An 18248-nucleotide genomic window follows, 5' to 3' on the forward strand; every position below is an offset into this window, starting at 1 on the left:
CCAGGCCCAGACTCCCGCTTGAGGACCGCCAATTATTATGTCCATGACTCCCCGCGAAATCGTCCACGAACTCAACCGCCATATCATCGGCCAGGACGATGCCAAGCGCGCCGTCGCCATCGCCCTGCGTAACCGCTGGCGCCGGATGCAGTTGCCCGAAGAGCTGCGCGTCGAAGTGACCCCCAAGAACATCCTGATGATCGGCCCGACCGGTGTCGGCAAGACCGAAATCGCCCGCCGCCTGGCCAAGCTCGCCAACGCGCCGTTCATCAAGGTCGAAGCCACCAAGTTCACCGAAGTCGGTTATGTCGGCCGCGACGTCGAGTCGATCATCCGTGACCTGGCCGACGCCGCGATCAAGCTGCTGCGCGAACAGGAAATCACCAAGGTCCGCCATCGCGCCGAAGACGCCGCCGAAGAACGCATCCTCGACGCGCTTTTGCCGCCAGCGCGCATGGGCTTCAACGCCGACTCCGCCGCGACCCAGGATTCCAACACCCGCCAACTGTTCCGCAAGCGCCTGCGCGAAGGCCAGCTGGACGACAAGGAGATCGAGATCGAAGTGGCCGAGATGGCCGGCGTCGACATCTCCGCGCCGCCGGGCATGGAAGAAATGACCAACCAGTTGCAGAGCCTGTTCGCCAACATGGGCAAGGGCAAGAAGAAAAGCCGCAAGCTCAAGGTCAAGGAAGCGCTGAAACTGGTACGCGATGAAGAGGCGAGTCGCCTGGTCAACGAAGAAGAGTTGAAGGCCAAGGCCCTGGAAGCGGTCGAGCAGCACGGCATCGTGTTCATCGACGAGATCGACAAGGTCGCCAAGCGCGGCAATGTCGGCGGCGCCGATGTGTCCCGCGAAGGCGTGCAACGTGACCTGCTGCCGCTGATCGAAGGCTGCACCGTCAATACCAAGCTGGGCATGGTCAAGACCGACCACATCCTGTTCATCGCTTCCGGCGCATTCCACCTGAGCAAGCCGAGCGACCTGGTGCCGGAGCTGCAGGGCCGCTTGCCGATCCGTGTCGAACTCAAGGCGTTGTCGCCAGAGGATTTCGAACGCATCCTGAGCGAGCCCCACGCGTCGCTGACCGAGCAGTATTGCGCGCTGCTCAAGACCGAAGGCTTGAACATCGAGTTCGCGCCCGAAGGCATCAAGCGCCTGGCGCAGATTGCCTGGCAGGTCAACGAGAAGACCGAGAACATCGGTGCCCGCCGCCTGCACACGCTGCTTGAGCGTTTGCTTGAGGAAGTCTCGTTCAGCGCCGGCGACCTGGCGAGCGCCCATAACGAAGCGCCGATCCGCATCGATGCCGAGTACGTCAACAGTCACCTGGGCGAGTTGGCGCAGAACGAAGACCTGTCGCGGTATATTCTGTAAGCCACACGACGTGTGAGCGAGCTCCCGTGGCGAGGGGATTCATCCCCGCGCCACGGGCTTCACGAGACTGACGACCCCCATGATCAAACTCCCCACCGCCATCAACCTGCACAAAGCCTCCAAGACCCTGACGCTCAAATACGCGCCAGACGAGGAATACCACCTGCCCGCGGAATTCCTGCGGGTGCACTCGCCCTCCGCCGAGGTCCAGGGCCACGGCAAACCCATCCTGCAATACGGCAAGCTCGGCGTCGGCCTGACCAAGGTTGAACCCGCCGGCCAGTACGCACTGAAACTGACCTTCGACGACGGCCATGACAGCGGACTGTTCACCTGGGACTACCTGTACCAGTTGGCGGTACGCCAGGAAGACCTGTGGAACGATTATCTCGCCGAACTCAAGGCCGCCGGAAAAACCCGCGACCCGAACGAGTCCGTCGTCAAGCTGATGCTCTAGCTCAAGGGCTGGCGCTTTAGGGCGAATTTTCTAGACTCATCTGCTTGAATGCCCGCGCAGCAACGTCAATGACTGGCCTGCTTGCGAAAAAAATTAAACTCGGGTAACCAATGGAGCTGGCAAGTTCCCTGCAAAGGAACCGGCGAGTTCCTGGCACACGTTTCCTCATTGCCCTCGATGCGGAATTTATGGTCACCCCGAGCAGCGTACCTGGTATTGGCCTTGCGGCTTCACGGCACGATCCCGGTACTCGTCTGAAGGACAATGGAGCGTCGTAGATGAGCAACAAGAACAACGATGAGTTGAAGTACCAAGCCTCGGAAAACACCCTTGGCTTGAATCCCGTCGTCGGCTTGCGCAGGAAAGACCTGCTGGCCTCTGCCCGGATGGTGCTGACCCAGACCATCAGACAACCGCTGCACAGCGTCAAGCACGTGGCCCACTTCGGCGCTGAGCTGAGGAAAGTTTTGTTCGGCAAGTCCGAGTTGCAGCCCGCCAGCGATGATCGTCGCTTCGCCGACCCGGCCTGGAGCCAGAACCCACTCTACAAACGTTACCTGCAAACCTACCTGGCGTGGCGCAAGGAGCTGCACGAATGGATCGATGACAGCAGCCTTTCGCCCCAGGACATCAGTCGCGGGCACTTCGTCATCAACTTGATGACCGAGGCCATGGCCCCGACGAATTCGGCGGCCAACCCGGCAGCGGTCAAACGTTTCTTCGAAACCGGCGGCAAGAGCCTGCTCGACGGTTTGTCGCACCTGGCAAAAGACTTGGTGAACAACGGCGGGATGCCGAGCCAGGTAGACATGGGTGCGTTCGAAGTCGGCAAGAGCCTGGGCGTGACGGAAGGCGCCGTGGTCTTTCGCAATGACGTGCTGGAATTGATCCAGTATCGCCCCATCACCGAGCAGGTCCATGAGCGACCGCTGCTGGTGGTGCCGCCGCAAATCAATAAGTTCTATGTGTTTGACCTGAGCCCGGACAAGAGCCTGGCGCGCTTCTGCCTGCGCAGCAACGTGCAAACGTTCATCGTCAGTTGGCGCAACCCCACCAAGGCGCAGCGCGAGTGGGGCCTGTCGACTTACATCGAAGCGCTCAAGGAAGCGGTGGACGTGGTCACGGCCATTACCGGCAGCAAGGACGTCAACATGCTGGGTGCCTGCTCGGGCGGCATCACCTGCACCGCGTTGCTCGGCCATTACGCTGCGCTGGGGGAAAAGAAGGTCAATGCACTGACCTTGCTGGTGAGCGTGCTGGACACCACCCTGGACACCGACGTGGCCCTGTTCGTCGACGAGCAGACCCTGGAAGCGGCCAAGCGCCATTCCTACCAGGCCGGCGTGCTGGAAGGCCGCGACATGGCCAAGGTCTTCGCCTGGATGCGCCCCAATGACCTGATCTGGAATTACTGGGTCAACAATTACCTGCTGGGCAACGAGCCACCGGTGTTCGACATCCTGTTCTGGAACAACGACACCACGCGGCTGCCGGCGGCGTTCCATGGCGACCTCATCGAGATGTTCAAGAACAACCCGCTGACACGCCCCAATGCACTGGAAGTGTGCGGCACGCCGATCGACCTCAAGCAGGTCACTGCGGACATCTTTTCCCTGGCCGGCACCAACGACCACATCACGCCGTGGAAGTCTTGCTACAAGTCGGCGCAGTTGTTCGGCGGCAAGGTTGATTTCGTGTTGTCGAGCAGCGGCCACATCCAGAGCATCCTCAACCCGCCGGGCAACCCCAAGTCGCGCTACATGACCAGCGAGGACATGCCGGCCAAGGCCGAAGACTGGATGGAGAACTCCACCAAGCACACCGACTCCTGGTGGCTGCACTGGCAGGCCTGGCAGGCCGAGCGCTCGGGCAAGCTGAAAAAGGCGCCGACGGTGCTGGGCAACAAGACCTACGTGGCCGGTGAAGCGGCGCCGGGCACTTATGTGCATGAGCGGTAACGGATGCAACTCGTCTGCTGCGGGGGTGAGCTTGCTCACGAATACATCCCGCCAGCCGACACTGAGTGCAAGGCCCACAGCGTTGGCGAACATCAAACTCATGTTCACAGCGGATCCAATGTGGCAGCGAGCTTGGTCCCACGAGGATCGGGGAAAAATGAAAGACAGCGACCCAACCCACAGGGCTTGAAGCATGCCGCAACCGTACATCTTCCGTACCGTCGACCTGGATGGCCAGACCTTGCGCACCGCGGTACGCCCCGGCAAGCCCCATTTGACGCCGCTGCTGATCTTCAATGGCATCGGCGCCAACCTGGAGTTGGTCTTCCCGTTCATCGAGGCCCTGGACCCGGACCTGGAAGTGATCGCCTTCGATGTGCCCGGCGTCGGCGGTTCGTCGACACCGAGCCGACCGTATCGCTTTCCTGGCTTGGCCAAGCTCACCGCGCGGATGCTCGATTACCTGGACTATGGGCAGGTCAACGTGATCGGCGTGTCCTGGGGCGGCGCCCTGGCGCAGCAGTTCGCCCATGACTATCCCGAGCGCTGCAAGAAGCTGGTGCTCGCCGCGACGGCCGCCGGCGCGGTGATGGTCCCTGGCAAGCCGAAGGTGTTGTGGATGATGGCCAGCCCCCGGCGCTACGTGCAGCCATCCCATGTGATGCGCATCGCGCCGCTGATCTATGGCGGCTCCTTCCGCCGCGACCCTAGCCTGGCAGCCCGTCACGCGGCCAAGGTGCGTTCGGCTGGCAAGCTCGGTTATTACTGGCAACTCTTCGCGGGACTTGGCTGGACCAGCATCCATTGGCTGCACAAGATCCACCAGCCGACCCTGATCCTGGCCGGCGACGACGACCCGCTCATTCCCTTGATCAACATGCGTATGCTGGCCTGGCGCATCCCCAACTCGCAGTTGCACATCATCGATGACGGTCATCTGTTCCTGATCACCCGGGCCGAGGCCGTGGCACCGATCATCATGAAATTCCTGGAGGAAGAACGTCAGCGCGCGGTCATGCACCCGCATCCCGCGCCGCTGGGTGGCGGCTGACACCGCCAATTGCGCCTGGCAGGACGCCGGATCACGCAACTACCCGAAACAGCGACTATGTTGTCTGGTTCGGTGTGTTTGTTTTTAGCCTGATGACGAAGGAGTTGACTCATGCGCGACAAACCGGCGAAGGATTCCATGCCCGCCCCTGCCAGTTTCATCAATGCACAAAGCGCCGTCACCGGTCTGCGTGGCAGGGACCTGCTATCGACTTTGCGCAATGTCGCCGCCCATGGCTTGCGCAACCCGGTGCACAGCGCCCGGCATGCGTTGCGCCTGGGCAGTCAATTGGGGCGTGTGCTGCTGGGGGAAACGCTGCACCCCACCAACCCCAACGACAAGCGCTTCGCCGACCCCACGTGGCAGCTCAACCCGTTCTATCGCCGTAGCTTGCAGGCCTACCTGAGCTGGCAAAAACAGGTCAAGAGCTGGATCGATGAAAGCGACATGACCCCGGATGATCGCGCCCGCGCCCATTTCACTTTTTCCTTGCTCAACGACGCGGTGTCGCCCTCGAACACCTTGCTCAACCCGTTGGCGATCAAGGAACTGTTCAACTCCGGCGGCACCAGCCTGATCCGAGGCATCAGCCACTTGGTGGACGACCTGCTGCACAACGACGGACTGCCGCGACAAGTCACGCCCCAGGCCTTCGAAGTCGGCAAGACACTGGCAACCACGCCCGGTGCGGTGGTGTTTCGCAACGAGATGCTGGAACTGATCCAGTACAAGCCAATGAGCGAAAAACAGTACGCCACGCCGTTGCTGATCGTGCCGCCGCAGATCAACAAGTTCTACATCTTCGACCTCAGCCCTTCCAACAGCTTCGTCCAATATGCCCTGAAGAACGGCTTGCAGGTCTTCATCATCAGTTGGCGCAACCCCGACGTTCGCCATCGTGAATGGGGCCTGTCCAGCTATGTCGAGGCAACGGAAGAAGCCATGAACGTGTGCCGGGCAATCACTGGCGCGCGCGAAGTCAACCTGATGGGCGCCTGCGCCGGCGGCATGACCATCGCCGCCCTGCAAGGCCACCTGCAGGCCAAGCGCCAACTGCGCCGCGTCGCCAGCGCAACGTATCTGGTGAGCCTGCTGGACAGCGAGATCGAAAGCCCGGCCACGCTACTGATCGACGAACAGACCCTCGAGGCTGCCAAGCGGCGCTCCTACCAGAGAGGCATCCTCGACGGCCGCGACATGGCGCGCGTATTCGCCTGGATGCGTCCCAACGACCTGATCTGGACCTACTTCGTCAACAACTACCTGCTGGGCAAGGAGCCACCGGCGTTCGACATCCTCTACTGGAATAACGACTGCACCCGGCTTCCGGCCGCCTACCACGGCGACCTGCTGGACTTTTTCAAGCACAACCCGCTGACCCGCCCAGGCGCGCTGGAAGTGTGCGGCACGCCAATCGACTTGCAAAAAGTCACGGTGGACAGCTTCAGCGTGGCCGGCATCAACGACCACATCACGCCCTGGGACGCGGTCTATCGATCGACCTTGCTGCTGGGCGGTGATCGACGCTTCGTCTTGTCCAACAGCGGCCATGTCCAGAGCATTCTCAATCCCCCCGGCAACCCCAAGGCCAACTACATCGAGAACCCGAAACTGAGCAGCGACCCCAGGGCCTGGTACTACGACGCCAAGCACGTCGAGGGCAGCTGGTGGACCCAATGGCTGGGCTGGATCCAGGAACGCTCCGGTGCCCAGCGCGAAACGGTCATGGCGCTGGGCAACAGCAAATACCCGCCCCTGGAAGCCGCGCCTGGGAACTATGTTCGAGTGCGCTGAACGCCTCACCACGGTCGTATGTGGGCCGTGGCACGACTCCACCATTAAGAAGACCGGATGAAGACCCGCGACCGTATCCTTGAATGTGCCCTGCAGTTGTTCAACGAAAAGGGCGAGCCGAACGTTTCCACCATGGAAGTTGCCAACGAAATGGGCATCAGCCCCGGCAACCTCTACTACCACTTCCATGGCAAGGAACCGTTGATACTCGGATTGTTCGAGCGATTCCAGGCCGAGCTGGCGCCACTGCTGGACCCACCCGCCGATGCGCAGCTGGCGCCGGAGGACTACTGGCTGTTCCTGCACCTGATCGTCGAACGCCTGGCCCAGTACCGATTCCTCTTCCAGGACCTGTCGAACCTGGCCGGGCGCCTGCCGAAGCTGGCCAAGGGTATTCGCCAATTGCTCAACGCGCTGAAACGCACCCTGGCCTCGTTGCTGGCGCAACTCAAGGCCCAGGGGCTGCTGGTCAGCGACACCCAGGCGCTGGGGCAGTTGGTGGAACAGATCACCATGACCCTATTGTTCTCGCTGGACTACCAGCGAATCCTGGATCGCGAAGGCGAAGTTCGCCTGGTGGTCTATCAGATCATGATGCTGGTGGCGCCACACCTGCCACCGGCGATCAAGGTTGCGACCGAGCGAATGGCGTTGCGGTATCTGGAAGAGCACGACTAACGAACGGCAGTGCTCCCACCGCTCGGAATCTATCGCACAAATAAAATCGCCCGACCTATGCAGGCCGGGCGTTTCTGTCAGCGCTGGAGATCAGGACTGAGTAGGAGGCGTCGATGGAATCGGCGCGGTTGCTGGGGTGGCAACCGGAGCCGGAGCCGCGGCGGAATTAGTCGTGCTCGCCGAGGTTGCCGGCTTGGCGACTGCGGCTGGCGCCTTCGGTGCGGCTGCTTTGGGTGCGGCCGGTTTTTTCACGGCAGGCTTCTTCGCCGCAGCGGGTTTTGCTGCGGCTTTTGCAGCAGGTTTTGCCGCTGGCTTGGCTGCGGGTTTCGCGGTGGCCGGTTTGGCTGCCGCGGTTTTGGCCGCAGGTTTAGCGGCAGGTTTGGCTGCTGCTTTTGCCGCTACCGGTTTGGCGGCTGCCTTCGCAGCGGGTTTCGCCGCTGCGGTTTTGGCGGCAGGCTTGGCCACTGCTTTTGCCGCTGGTTTGGCCGCAGCCTTGACCAGTGGCTTGGCTGCCGTCTTCGGCGCAGGCTTGGCCGCCGCCGTCTTGGTTGTGGCTGCCTTGGTTGTGGCTGCTTTGGTCGCGACCGGCGTAACCTTGGCCCCGGTGAGTTTCTCGATCTGCTTGGTCAGGGTGTCGACCTTGTTGTGCAGTTCCTTGACTTCATTGCGACTAGGCACGCCCAGACGGGAAATCGCACTGTTGAGGCGCTTGTCGAAAGCCCCTTCCAGCTCGTCCCATTTGCCCAGTGCGCGATCTTTCACACCGCCCATGCGCGACTTGGCGGACTCGGCGGAGTCCTTGGCTGCTTCGACTTGTTTGCCGACCGCCGTCTTGGTGAGCTTCTCGGCTTTCTCGCCGTCCTTAACCAGGGACTCGAAGAGTTTGCTGCCGTCAGTGTCGATCTTCGAGTACACGCCTAAACCAGCCAGCCAGATTTTGCGGGAGTACTTTTCAATCTTCCCGGCCCACGAGCTGCCTTCTTTTTCGGTGATTTTTTTGCCAGCCATCCCGTTCTCCTTAATGTTTACGCGCGACACGTTCGAGCAATGCCGTCAGCTCATCGAGCTTAGCAGAGAGTGTCTCAACGTCATGTTTAGACGGAATGCCGATACGATTCAAGGCGCTTGCAACACGCGCGTCGAATACCTTCTCGACTTTATCGAGTTGAACTTCGACCCTGGCCTTGAAGGTATTGACGTCGGTCTTGGCTTCGATCAGTTCGCTATTGGCCGCTTCAAGTTTTCCGGCGATCTTCTTTTTGCCTTTTGTTTCAATAACTTCGCCGGCCTTTACGAGTTCCTGGAAGTACTCGCTGCCCTCCTGGCCAACCTTGGTGTAGGCGCCCAGGCCCGCCAGCCAGATCTTGCGCGCGTACGTTTTCACGTCGCTCAGCGTGGAAGATTCAACGTCGGTTTTTTTCTTCAGGATAACTTTGGCCATGGTGCACCTCACTCGAAAAAAGGTTTGAGGAACTGCCCGCACACGGGCGGGCTCAGGCACAAAGTAGTGAGAATAATTAGAAAGGGCACCCTAACAACTGACACAAAACCCGAGGGAGATGATCTCGCACACAGGGAATTGTTGCTCAACTTGAGTGCTGCACACTTTCAATCAATCAAGCCAACGCCTTATCCAGCGCCTTCTCGATTTCAGTCTTGATCGTGCCGCTCATGGCCGACATCAACATGCCCAGTTCCACGTCGACGCGAATCGAATCCTCGCCCACGTGCACCTCGCCCTTGACCCCGGAGCGCTTGAGCTTGAGCGTGTCGCCTTCCCAGGTAGGCTCCAGGCCATAACTGCTGGACAACTTTGCGGCCAACTTGTCAGCCTTTTCGCGGGCTGCTTCCTTGCCCAAGCCATGGGCACGTTCAACAGTAATACGGGCCATCTGATAACTCCTGCTAGATCGAGACTTGCCTGAACGTTCGGACCCTGCCTGCGTCAAAACGTCCGGGCGATCGCTCATCTTACCTGCAGCCTTGCCAAGACAAAGCCCTCCACCGGGATTAGAATGTCCCGCATTCTTTTTTGGTGACAGCGATATGACTGATCAGCGCAAAGGCAGCGATGCCGAACCCACCACTCACTTCGGCTTCAAGAACGTGCCGGAAAGCCAGAAGGCGGAAAAAGTCGCTGAGGTTTTCCACTCGGTGGCCGCCAAGTACGACTTGATGAACGACTTGCTATCGGGCGGCATGCATCGCCTCTGGAAGCGTTTCGCGATCGAGCTGTCAGGCGTGCGTAGCGGCAATCGTGTACTGGACATTGCTGGCGGCACGGGCGACCTGACCAAGAAGTTCTCCCACATTGTCGGCCCGACCGGCCACGTGGTGCTCGCCGACATCAACGAATCGATGCTCAAGGTCGGCCGTGACCGCCTCTTGGACCTGGGCGTGGCGGGCAACGTCGAGTTCGTCCAGGCCGATGCCGAAAAGCTTCCGTTCCCCGATAACCACTTCGACTGCGTGACCATCGCCTTCGGCCTGCGCAACGTCACCCACAAGGAAGACGCCCTGCGCTCGATGCTGCGCGTACTCAAGCCCGGTGGCCGGCTGCTCGTGCTGGAATTCTCCAAGCCGACCAACGCGCTGATGTCCAAGGCCTATGACGCCTATTCGTTCGCGTTCATGCCGCTGATGGGCAAGCTGATCACCAACGATGCGGAAAGTTATCGCTACCTGGCCGAATCGATCCGCATGCATCCGGACCAGGAGACACTGAAGTCGATGATGGTCGAGGCCGGTTTCGACCGGGTGACCTACCACAACATGACGTCAGGCATCGTCGCCCTGCACCGCGGTATCAAGCCCTGATGCTGCTCACCGGCCTGCTCGCCAGCGTCGAACTCGGTATCAACCGGGTCTTGCGCCTGGACAGTACGGCGCCGATGCGCCTGGCGCACTTGAGTGGCAAGGTGATCGCCGTCGACTGCCGCAGCCCCGCGTTGCAGCTCTTCATCCTGCCCAGCGATGAAGGCCTGTTGCTCGCCGCACACTGGGAAGCCGAAGCCGATTGCACGCTGCGTGCCCCGGCGTCGAGCCTGCTGGAACTGGCGCTGAGCAAGAACAAGACCGCCGTGCTGCACGGACCGGACGTCGAGCTTGACGGTGACAGCGGCGTGCTGCTGGAACTGGCGGCGATCCTCCAGGACCTGGAGCTGGACTGGGAATACGAAGTGTCCCGCTGGATCGGTCCGGTGGCGACGCAATTGCTCAGCGGTCACCTGCGCAGCCGCAGCCGCTGGTATCGCCAGGGCTTCGCGAGCCTGGGGCAGAATCTGAGTGAATACCTGGCCGAAGAATCGCGTACCCTCGTGGGCCAACGCGAGGCACAGGCCCGTTTTGATGAACTGGACCAGGTCAAGCTTGACCTGGAACGTCTCGAGGCGCGTTTCGAGCGCCTTTCCCGATCCCTTGAAACCAAGCGATAACGCATGAAGCTGCTTGCCGTCCGCCGTCTGTTGCGCATCCAGCGCGTCGTGATCCGCTACCGCCTCGATGACCTGCTGTTCGCCTTGCCGCTGCCCTGGTTTCTCCTGGCGCTGCGCTTCGTGTTGCCGTGGCGCTGGTTTCCCCGGCGAACCCTGGACCTGAGTCGCGGCGCACGCCTGCGCCTGGCCTTGCAGGACCTCGGGCCGATCTTCATCAAGTTCGGGCAGATCCTCTCGACCCGTCGCGACTTGTTGCCCGAAGACATCGCCGATCAATTGATGTTGCTGCAAGACCGCGTGCCGCCCTTCGACTCGAAAGTGTCGGTGGCATTGATCGAAGAGCAACTGGGCAAGAAGATCAGCGAAGTCTTCAGCCGTTTCGATGTCGAGCCCCTGGCTTCGGCGTCAGTCGCCCAAGTCCACGCGGCCCAGCTCAAGACGGGCGAAGAAGTGGTGGTCAAGGTGATTCGCCCCGGCCTCAAGCCGATCATCGCCCAAGACCTGGCCTGGCTGTTCATCCTTGCCCGCGCCGCCGAGCGGGTGTCCGCCGACGCGCGCCTGCTGCACCCGGTGGACGTGGTCCAGGACTACGAGAAAACCATCTTCGATGAACTCGACCTGCTGCGCGAGGCAGCCAACGCCAGCCAGCTGCGCCGCAACTTCGAAGGTTCGCCACTGCTCTATGTGCCACAAGTCTATTGGGACTGGTGCCGGCCGAAAGTCCTGGTGATGGAGCGCATATATGGCATCCAGGTCACCGACCTGGCCACCCTCGCCGACCAGCGTACCGACATGAAACTGCTGGCCGAGCGCGGCGTGGAGATCTTTTTCACCCAGGTGTTTCGCGACAGTTTCTTCCACGCCGACATGCACCCGGGCAACATTTTCGTCAGCACGGTGCAGCCGTGGAGCCCGCAATACATTGCCATCGATTGCGGCATCGTCGGCAGCCTCACTCCCGAGGACCAGGACTACCTGGCGCGCAACCTGTTCGCTTTCTTCAAGCGTGATTACCGTCGCGTCGCCCAACTGCACATTGATTCGGGTTGGGTGCCGGCCGAAACCAAGCTCAACGAATTCGAAGCAGCGATCCGCACCGTGTGCGAACCGATCTTCGAAAAACCGTTAAAGGATATTTCCTTCGGCCAGGTGCTGATGCGCCTGTTCCAGACCGCGCGCCGCTTCAACATGGAGGTCCAGCCGCAGCTGGTGCTGCTGCAAAAGACCTTGTTGAACATCGAAGGCCTCGGCCGCCAGCTGTACCCGGACCTGGATTTGTGGAACACCGCCCAGCCCTTCCTCGAACGCTGGATGCGCGAGCGGATGAGCCCGAAAGCCTTGCTGGGCAACGTCCAGAGCCAGTTCGAACAAATCCCGCACCTGGCCAACATGACCCGCGATCTGCTCGAACGCATGTCCCAACCCCACGCCAACGACCCTGCCCCGCCGTGGAAACGTCGTCGGGACGACTGGTTCCTGCGCCTGCTCGGCGCGGCCCACCTGGGCGGCGGCGCGGTGCTGGCCGCCGGTGGGCCGTTGAGCCAACTGGGCCATTGGCCCGCCGGTGTCATGGTGGTCGTTGGTTTGTATCTGGTCGTTCGCCGATAGCCAGCACCGGTTCTCACTGGCACACTGTTTCAACGCTGGGCCCGCCGATTCGAAGCGCGCGGCCCATGGTCGGAGTCGAAGATGAAAAACTGGCAGGACGAGATCAAATGGGACGCCGACGGCCTGGTGCCGGCCATCGCCCAGGATCACAAGACCGGGCGCGTGCTGATGATGGCCTGGATGAACCGCGAAGCGTTGGCCCTGACCGCCGCCGAGAATCGCGCCATCTATTGGTCACGTTCCCGTGGCAAGCTGTGGCGCAAAGGTGAAGAGTCCGGGCATGTGCAGCACCTGCATGAGATGCGCCTGGACTGCGACGGCGACGTCATCATCCTGATGGTCGAGCAGGTCGGCGAGATTGCCTGCCACACCGGCCGTCAAAGCTGCTTTTATCGTGTCTTCGAGAACGGCGACTGGAAAACGGTCGACCCGGTGCTCAAGGACCCGCATGCCATTTATTCAGGACATACCCATGAGTGACACCCTGACCCGCCTGGCCCAGGTGCTGGAAGAGCGCAAGGGCGCCGCGGCCGACAGTTCCTATGTCGCCAGCCTGTACCACAAGGGCTTGAACAAGATTCTGGAGAAAGTCGGCGAAGAGTCGGTCGAGACCATCATCGCCGCCAAGGACGCCGCCATCAGCGGCGACTGCAGCGACGTGATCTACGAGACCGCCGACCTGTGGTTTCACAGCCTGGTGATGCTGGCCCAACTGGGACAGCATCCGCAGGCCGTACTGGATGAACTGGACCGTCGCTTCGGTCTGTCCGGGCACGTTGAGAAAGCCTCGCGCCCGTCCGCCTGATCAACTTCTTAGAGGAATAGCCACATGGGTATCTTTGACTGGAAACACTGGGTCGTCATTCTGGTGGTCGTGGTGCTGGTGTTCGGTACCAAGAAACTGAAGAACCTCGGCACCGATGTCGGTGAGTCGATCAAGGGCTTCCGCAAGGCCATGAACGATGATGAGAAACCGGCCGAACCGACGACCAACCAGGCTCAACCCGTGCAGCCGGCCCAACCGGTACATCCGCAGGCCACACAGCCTGTGAACGCGCCGAATACCATCGACGTGCAGGCCCAGAAAGTCGAAGAGCCAACCCGCAAAGACTCGTGAGCACTGACTAATGTTTGGGATCAGCTTCACTGAACTGCTGCTCGTCGGCCTCGTCGCCCTGCTGGTGCTGGGCCCTGAGCGCCTGCCGGGCGCTGCGCGTACCGCCGGCCTGTGGATCGGCCGCCTGAAGCGCAGCTTCAATGCGATCAAACAGGAAGTTGAACGTGAAATCGGCGCCGACGACATCCGTCGGCAGCTGCACAACGAACACATCCTGTCGCTGGAACAGGAAGCTAGGAAAATCTTCACGCCGACCCAGCATGAGCCGACGCCGGTGCAGCCAGTGGCCGAGCCGACGATCGCACCCCAGGCACCGGCCGTCGAAGCTGCGCCAACAGTGGCCGAACCGGCGAAACCGGTCGATCCGGCGCCTGCGACGACACCGACTCCCAACGATCCCACTTTGCCGCCGCGAGCCCCATGAGCGATATCCCTGAAAACGACCAGCCGATGCCGCTGGTATCGCACCTCACCGAGTTGCGCACCCGTCTGCTGCGTTGCGTCGCGGCGGTTTTCATTATCTTCGCCGGGCTGTTCTCGTTCACCCAGCAGATCTACACCTTCGTCTCCACGCCGCTGCGCGAGTACCTGCCGGTGGGCGCGACGATGATCGCCACCGACGTCTCGTCGCCGTTCCTGACGCCACTGAAACTGACGATGATGGTCTCGCTGTTCCTGGCGATCCCGGTGATCCTGCACCAGATCTGGGGCTTCATTGCACCGGGCCTGTACAAGCACGAAAAACGCATCGCCGTGCCGCTGCTGGTGTCGAGCATCATGCTGTTCTACACCGGCATGGCCTTCGCGTATTTCCTGGTATTTCCGCTGATCTTCAAATTCTTCGCCGCCGCCACTCCGGCGGGCGTGGAGATGATGACCGACATCACCAGCTATCTGGATTTCGTCATGACGCTGTTCTTCGCCTTCGGCGTGGCGTTCGAAATCCCGGTGGCGGTGGTGTTGCTCGTGTGGATCGGCGTGGTCGACGTCGCCTATCTGAAGAAGATCCGCCCGTACGTGATCATCGGTTGCTTCGTGGTCGGCATGATCCTGACCCCGCCGGACATTTTCTCCCAGACGTTGCTGGCCGTGCCGATGTGGCTGCTGTTCGAAGTCGGCATCCTGTTCGGTGGCCTGGTGCGCAAGCGCCGGGAAGAAGAGCCCGCGGACCAGCCGGTCGATGACCACAACGACCAGCCACCAGCGACCCAAGCGTGAACCTGCTGCTGCTCGAAGAGGCCGACTTCATCGGGCCTGACCGCGTCGTCCTGAGCGATCGCCGCTTGACCCATATGCAGGAAGTCCACCGCAGCGCCGTCGGCGACAGCCTGCGGGTCGGGCGCATCGGCGGGTTGATGGGCTCGGCCCAGGTGCTGCGCCTGGATCCTCGCGAGGCCGAACTGCAAGTGACCCTCGACCAGCCGCCACCGGCCAAGCTGCCGTTGACCCTGGTGCTCGCCCTGCCGCGTCCTAAAATGCTCAGGCGAGTGTTCCAGACCGTGGCGACCATGGGCGTGCCGCGCGTGGTGCTGGTCAATAGCTATCGCGTGGAAAAGAGCTTCTGGCAGACGCCGTTCCTGGAGCCCGAGGCGATTCGAGAGCAGTTGATCCTTGGCCTGGAGCAGGCCCGGGACAGCGTGCTGCCGGAAATCGTCATCGAAAAACGCTTCAAACCCTTCGTCGAAGACCGCCTGCCGGCTATCGTGGACGGCACCCTCGGGCTGGTCGGCCACCCGGGCAACCACCCGCCCTGCCCCCGGGCCCTGACGGAACCCGTAACCCTGGCAATCGGCCCCGAAGGCGGCTGGATCCCCTACGAGATCGACCTGCTGGCCAAGGCCGGCCTGCAACCGGTGCAGCTTGGCGAGCGGATCCTGCGGGTGGAAACCGCGGTTACGGCGCTGCTTGCACGGCTGTTCTGACCCCTCGCGACGAAATCTCCAGCAGTTCCTACAGATCCCACCAAAGCCGCCGATACAGTCCCTATAAAACCAAAATCAGCGCTCCAAGGGAGTATCAGCATGTTCCGGTGGCTTGCCCAAGGTCTGGGAAATGTAAGCGTTAACCGCAAACTCGGTGCAGGCTTCGGCCTGGTGCTGTTCCTTACCTTGATGATTGCGTTCACCGGTTGGTCCGGCCTGGGCAATGTCATCAGCCGGGGCGACAAGCTGGGGTTCATTGCCAGTCTCAACGACCTGAGCAAGGACTTGAACCTGGCAAGCATCGACTACAACACCACCCGGGGCGAGAAAGGGCCGCAACAGGTCAACGACCTGCTCGGCAAACTCGAAGCAGGGCTCAAGACCGCTCGCGAGCTGATTGAACAGCCAGCCGACGTTGCGTTGATCGACCAGCAACTGGCCGCCGTCGCCGAATACAAAAGCGCCTTCGCCCAGATGACCAGCGCCACCGTCAGCCGCGAAGATGCCCGCAGCAAGCTGGGCGCCAGTGCCGACAACACCGTGGCCCGCGTCGCCGAAGTGGAAAAAGCGCTGCTGCAAGGCGGCGACATCACCCAGTTCAACAACATAGTGACCCTGAGCAGGGCGATCCAGCAGGCACGCTATCAAGTTCGCGGCTACACCTACAGCGGCAAAAGCGAGGCCCAGCAGCCGGCCATCGATGCAATCACCGATGTCTTGAAACTGCTGGCACGCTTGCCGGCGCAGTTGCCCGAGGAGCACGCCGACAAACTCCAGCAGGCCAGCGACTCGATGAACATCTATCGGGCGGCGGTCAGCCAGTTCCGCGACTCCCAACTCGATAACGGCGCCGCATTGCAGCGCATGAGTGAGCAAGGCCAGGTATTGATCAATTCCAGCCAGAAACTCACCGTGTCCCAGACCGCCGTGCGCGACCACGACACGGCCCAGGCCAAGACCGTCCTGATCGCAGCCGCCGCCCTGGCACTGCTGTTTGGCGTTTTTGCCGCGCTGCTGATTACCCGGCAGATCGTCGGCCCGCTGGATGAAACTCTGAAAGTGGCAGAACGCGTCGCCGCCGGCGACCTGACCCACAATCTCACCTCCGAACGCCGCGACGAACTCGGCCAACTGCAACGCGCCATGCAACGCATGACGGTGGGCTTGCGGCAGTTGATCGGTGGTATCGGTGAAGGTGTCACCCAGATCGCCAGTGCCGCCGAACAACTCTCAGCCGTGACCGAGCAGACCAGCGCCGGGGTCAACAGCCAAAAAGTGGAAACCGATCAGGTCGCCACGGCCATGCACGAAATGACCGCTACGGTGCAGGAAGTGGCACGCAACGCCGAGGAAGCTTCCGAGGCCGCCGTCGCCGCAGACCAACAGGCCCGCGAAGGCGACAAGGTCGTCGGCGAAGCCATCGCCCAGATCGAGCGCCTGGCGCTGGAAGTGGGCAACTCTACCGCCGCCATGGGCGATCTGAAGCGTGAAAGCGACAAGATCGGCAGCGTCCTGGACGTGATCAAGTCCGTGGCCCAGCAAACCAACCTGCTGGCCCTCAACGCCGCCATCGAAGCAGCCCGTGCCGGTGAAGCCGGACGTGGTTTCGCGGTGGTGGCCGATGAAGTCCGCAGCCTGGCCCAACGCACCCAGAAGTCCACCGAGGAGATCGAAGAACTGATCGTTGGCCTGCAAAACGGTACTGAACAGGTTGCGACGATCATGGACAACAGCCGCAGCCTGACCGACAGCAGCGTTGAACTGACCCGCCGTGCGGGAGGCTCGCTGGAGAACATCACGCGCACGGTCTCAGCGATCCAGTCGATGAACCAGCAGATCGCCGCGGCGGCCGAGCAGCAGAGTGCGGTGGCCGAGGAGATCAATCGCAGTGTGCTGAACGTGCGTGATGTGTCGGAGCAGACGGCGTCGTCCAGTGAAGAGACTGCGGCTTCCAGCGCGGAGTTGGCGCGGTTGGGGGTTCATTTGCAGACGTTGGTGGGGCGGTTTCGGGTCTAGCAGGCCTACGCAAAACCGTGGCGAGGGAGCTTGCTCCCGCTGGGTGGCGCAGCCGCCCTTGTGTGTATATCCGTTATTTAGGTCACGGCTACTTAGGGTTCCGCCCTTACGGCGGGTCACTTTTGGAAGAGCGCCAAAAGTAACCAAAAACGCTTTGCCCCACCACTCGGCACCTCGCTTAGGCTCGGTGTGCCCTCACTCCGGCATTGCTCCGTGGGCCCGCCGCGAAGGGCCATCCATGGCCCAGCGCGGCTATCCCGGCATCCATGCCGGGATGCCCCACTCCACAATGCCTGCGTTCGGCCATCGTGGTTAACGGGGCGCCGAGATCAACGTCCACCGCGAGGCGGCCTTAAAGCCGACCTGGCTCTTGATGAGGACCGCGTTCCTCCTGTGGGAGCGGGCTTGCTCGCGATGACGGTGTGTCAGCGACAGATTACGTGTCTGACCTGACGCTATCGCGAGCAAGCTCCCACATAGGTTTTTGGTCGTTTATAAGATCAGCGTCCACCGCCACCCCCTGTAGGAGCCGAGCTTGCTCGCGATGGCGATGGGTCTGCTTGTATCAATGCTGAATGTCCCGCTGCCTTCGCGAGCAAGCCCGCTCCCACAGTCTGATAGGTGTACGACCGGGAGAGCCAGGTCGGCTGTCAGGCCGCCTCGCGAGCAAGTTTTGCTCCCACAGATCTGACGGGTATACGACCAAGAGAGCCAGGTCGGCTCTAAGGCCGCCTCGCGAGCAAGCTTTGCTCCCACAGATCTGACGGATGTACGACCAAGAGAGCCAGGTCGGCTCTAAGGCCGCCTCGCGAGCAAGCTTTGCTCCCACAGATCTAAA

18 protein-coding genes and 1 pseudogene are annotated in these 18248 nt (G+C 61.5%); 16 read left to right on the forward strand and 3 right to left on the reverse strand.

Features of this window, described 5'->3' with window-relative positions:
* Positions 1-37 precede the first annotated feature (37 nt).
* The 6 genes from hslU (at position 38) to JZ00_RS19385 (ending at position 7313) form a co-directional block, all read left to right on the forward strand.
* On the forward strand, positions 38-1375 hold the full coding sequence (hslU, locus tag JZ00_RS19360; protein WP_039592417.1) for an ATP-dependent protease ATPase subunit HslU: 1338 nt from the start codon (positions 38-40) through the stop codon (positions 1373-1375).
* A gap of 82 nt (positions 1376-1457) precedes the next feature.
* Positions 1458-1832, forward strand: coding sequence for a gamma-butyrobetaine hydroxylase family protein (locus JZ00_RS19365; protein WP_198726578.1), 375 nt, complete (start codon positions 1458-1460; stop codon positions 1830-1832).
* 278 nt (positions 1833-2110) lie between these two features.
* Positions 2111-3790 carry a class II poly(R)-hydroxyalkanoic acid synthase gene (gene phaC / locus JZ00_RS19370; RefSeq protein WP_039592415.1) on the forward strand — a complete coding sequence of 560 codons (1680 nt, stop codon included), beginning with the start codon at positions 2111-2113 and terminating at the stop codon, positions 3788-3790.
* Between the two features lie 193 nt (positions 3791-3983).
* Positions 3984-4841: a poly(3-hydroxyalkanoate) depolymerase gene (gene phaZ, locus JZ00_RS19375; protein WP_039592414.1), complete on the forward strand. Its 858-nt coding sequence runs from the start codon at positions 3984-3986 to the stop codon at positions 4839-4841.
* A 111-nt stretch (positions 4842-4952) separates the two neighbouring features.
* Positions 4953-6635 (forward strand): class II poly(R)-hydroxyalkanoic acid synthase, encoded by a 1683-nt coding sequence (phaC, locus tag JZ00_RS19380; RefSeq protein WP_039592413.1) that lies wholly within the window; start codon positions 4953-4955, stop codon positions 6633-6635.
* Positions 6636-6692: 57 nt separating this feature from the next.
* Positions 6693-7313 (forward strand): TetR/AcrR family transcriptional regulator, encoded by a 621-nt coding sequence (locus JZ00_RS19385; RefSeq protein WP_039592412.1) that lies wholly within the window; start codon positions 6693-6695, stop codon positions 7311-7313.
* Between the two features lie 90 nt (positions 7314-7403).
* Here the strand turns inward: JZ00_RS19385 and JZ00_RS19390 are convergent, their stop codons facing one another.
* From JZ00_RS19390 to JZ00_RS19400, 3 genes are all read right to left on the reverse strand, one after another.
* Positions 7404-8321, reverse strand: a complete 918-nt coding sequence (locus JZ00_RS19390) for a phasin family protein (protein WP_039592411.1) — start codon at positions 8319-8321, stop codon at positions 7404-7406.
* 10 nt (positions 8322-8331) lie between these two features.
* Positions 8332-8754: a phasin family protein gene (locus JZ00_RS19395; RefSeq protein WP_039592410.1), complete on the reverse strand. Its 423-nt coding sequence runs from the start codon at positions 8752-8754 to the stop codon at positions 8332-8334.
* Positions 8755-8929: 175 nt separating this feature from the next.
* Positions 8930-9205, reverse strand: coding sequence for a polyhydroxyalkanoic acid system family protein (locus JZ00_RS19400; RefSeq protein WP_039592409.1), 276 nt, complete (start codon positions 9203-9205; stop codon positions 8930-8932).
* A 154-nt stretch (positions 9206-9359) separates the two neighbouring features.
* Between JZ00_RS19400 and ubiE the strand changes: the two genes are divergently transcribed.
* From ubiE to JZ00_RS19450, 10 genes and pseudogenes are all read left to right on the forward strand, one after another.
* Positions 9360-10130, forward strand: a complete 771-nt coding sequence (gene ubiE / locus JZ00_RS19405) for a bifunctional demethylmenaquinone methyltransferase/2-methoxy-6-polyprenyl-1,4-benzoquinol methylase UbiE (RefSeq protein ID WP_024779926.1) — start codon at positions 9360-9362, stop codon at positions 10128-10130.
* Positions 10130-10754: pseudogene (locus JZ00_RS19410) on the forward strand (ubiquinone biosynthesis accessory factor UbiJ). The gene ubiE and the pseudogene JZ00_RS19410 overlap by 1 nt, the downstream one beginning before the upstream one ends.
* Entirely contained in the window at positions 10751-12355 is a 1605-nt protein-coding gene (gene ubiB, locus JZ00_RS19415) for a ubiquinone biosynthesis regulatory protein kinase UbiB (protein ID WP_039592408.1), read from the forward strand. The pseudogene JZ00_RS19410 and the gene ubiB overlap by 4 nt, the downstream one beginning before the upstream one ends.
* An 81-nt stretch (positions 12356-12436) precedes the next feature.
* Complete coding sequence (gene hisI, locus JZ00_RS19420; RefSeq protein WP_003196931.1) at positions 12437-12835, forward strand: phosphoribosyl-AMP cyclohydrolase; 399 nt, start codon at positions 12437-12439, stop codon at positions 12833-12835.
* Positions 12828-13160 carry a phosphoribosyl-ATP diphosphatase gene (locus tag JZ00_RS19425; protein ID WP_003186671.1) on the forward strand — a complete coding sequence of 111 codons (333 nt, stop codon included), beginning with the start codon at positions 12828-12830 and terminating at the stop codon, positions 13158-13160. Before hisI ends, JZ00_RS19425 begins: the two co-directional genes overlap by 8 nt.
* 24 nt (positions 13161-13184) lie before the next feature.
* Positions 13185-13472: a twin-arginine translocase TatA/TatE family subunit gene (locus JZ00_RS19430; RefSeq protein WP_039592407.1), complete on the forward strand. Its 288-nt coding sequence runs from the start codon at positions 13185-13187 to the stop codon at positions 13470-13472.
* A 10-nt stretch (positions 13473-13482) separates the two neighbouring features.
* Positions 13483-13896 (forward strand): Sec-independent protein translocase protein TatB, encoded by a 414-nt coding sequence (gene tatB / locus JZ00_RS19435; RefSeq protein ID WP_039592406.1) that lies wholly within the window; start codon positions 13483-13485, stop codon positions 13894-13896.
* A complete protein-coding gene (gene tatC / locus JZ00_RS19440; RefSeq protein WP_039592405.1) occupies positions 13893-14690 on the forward strand; it encodes a twin-arginine translocase subunit TatC in 798 nt (265 codons plus the stop codon). The genes tatB and tatC overlap by 4 nt, the downstream gene beginning before the upstream one ends.
* On the forward strand, positions 14687-15394 hold the full coding sequence (locus JZ00_RS19445; RefSeq protein WP_039592404.1) for a 16S rRNA (uracil(1498)-N(3))-methyltransferase: 708 nt from the start codon (positions 14687-14689) through the stop codon (positions 15392-15394). Before tatC ends, JZ00_RS19445 begins: the two co-directional genes overlap by 4 nt.
* A 99-nt stretch (positions 15395-15493) precedes the next feature.
* Complete coding sequence (locus tag JZ00_RS19450; RefSeq protein WP_039592403.1) at positions 15494-17410, forward strand: methyl-accepting chemotaxis protein; 1917 nt, start codon at positions 15494-15496, stop codon at positions 17408-17410.
* The last annotated feature ends 838 nt before the right edge of the window (positions 17411-18248 follow it).

Origin of the sequence: Pseudomonas frederiksbergensis (assembly GCF_000802155.2) — a bacterium.
GTDB lineage: Bacteria > Pseudomonadota > Gammaproteobacteria > Pseudomonadales > Pseudomonadaceae > Aquipseudomonas > Aquipseudomonas frederiksbergensis_A.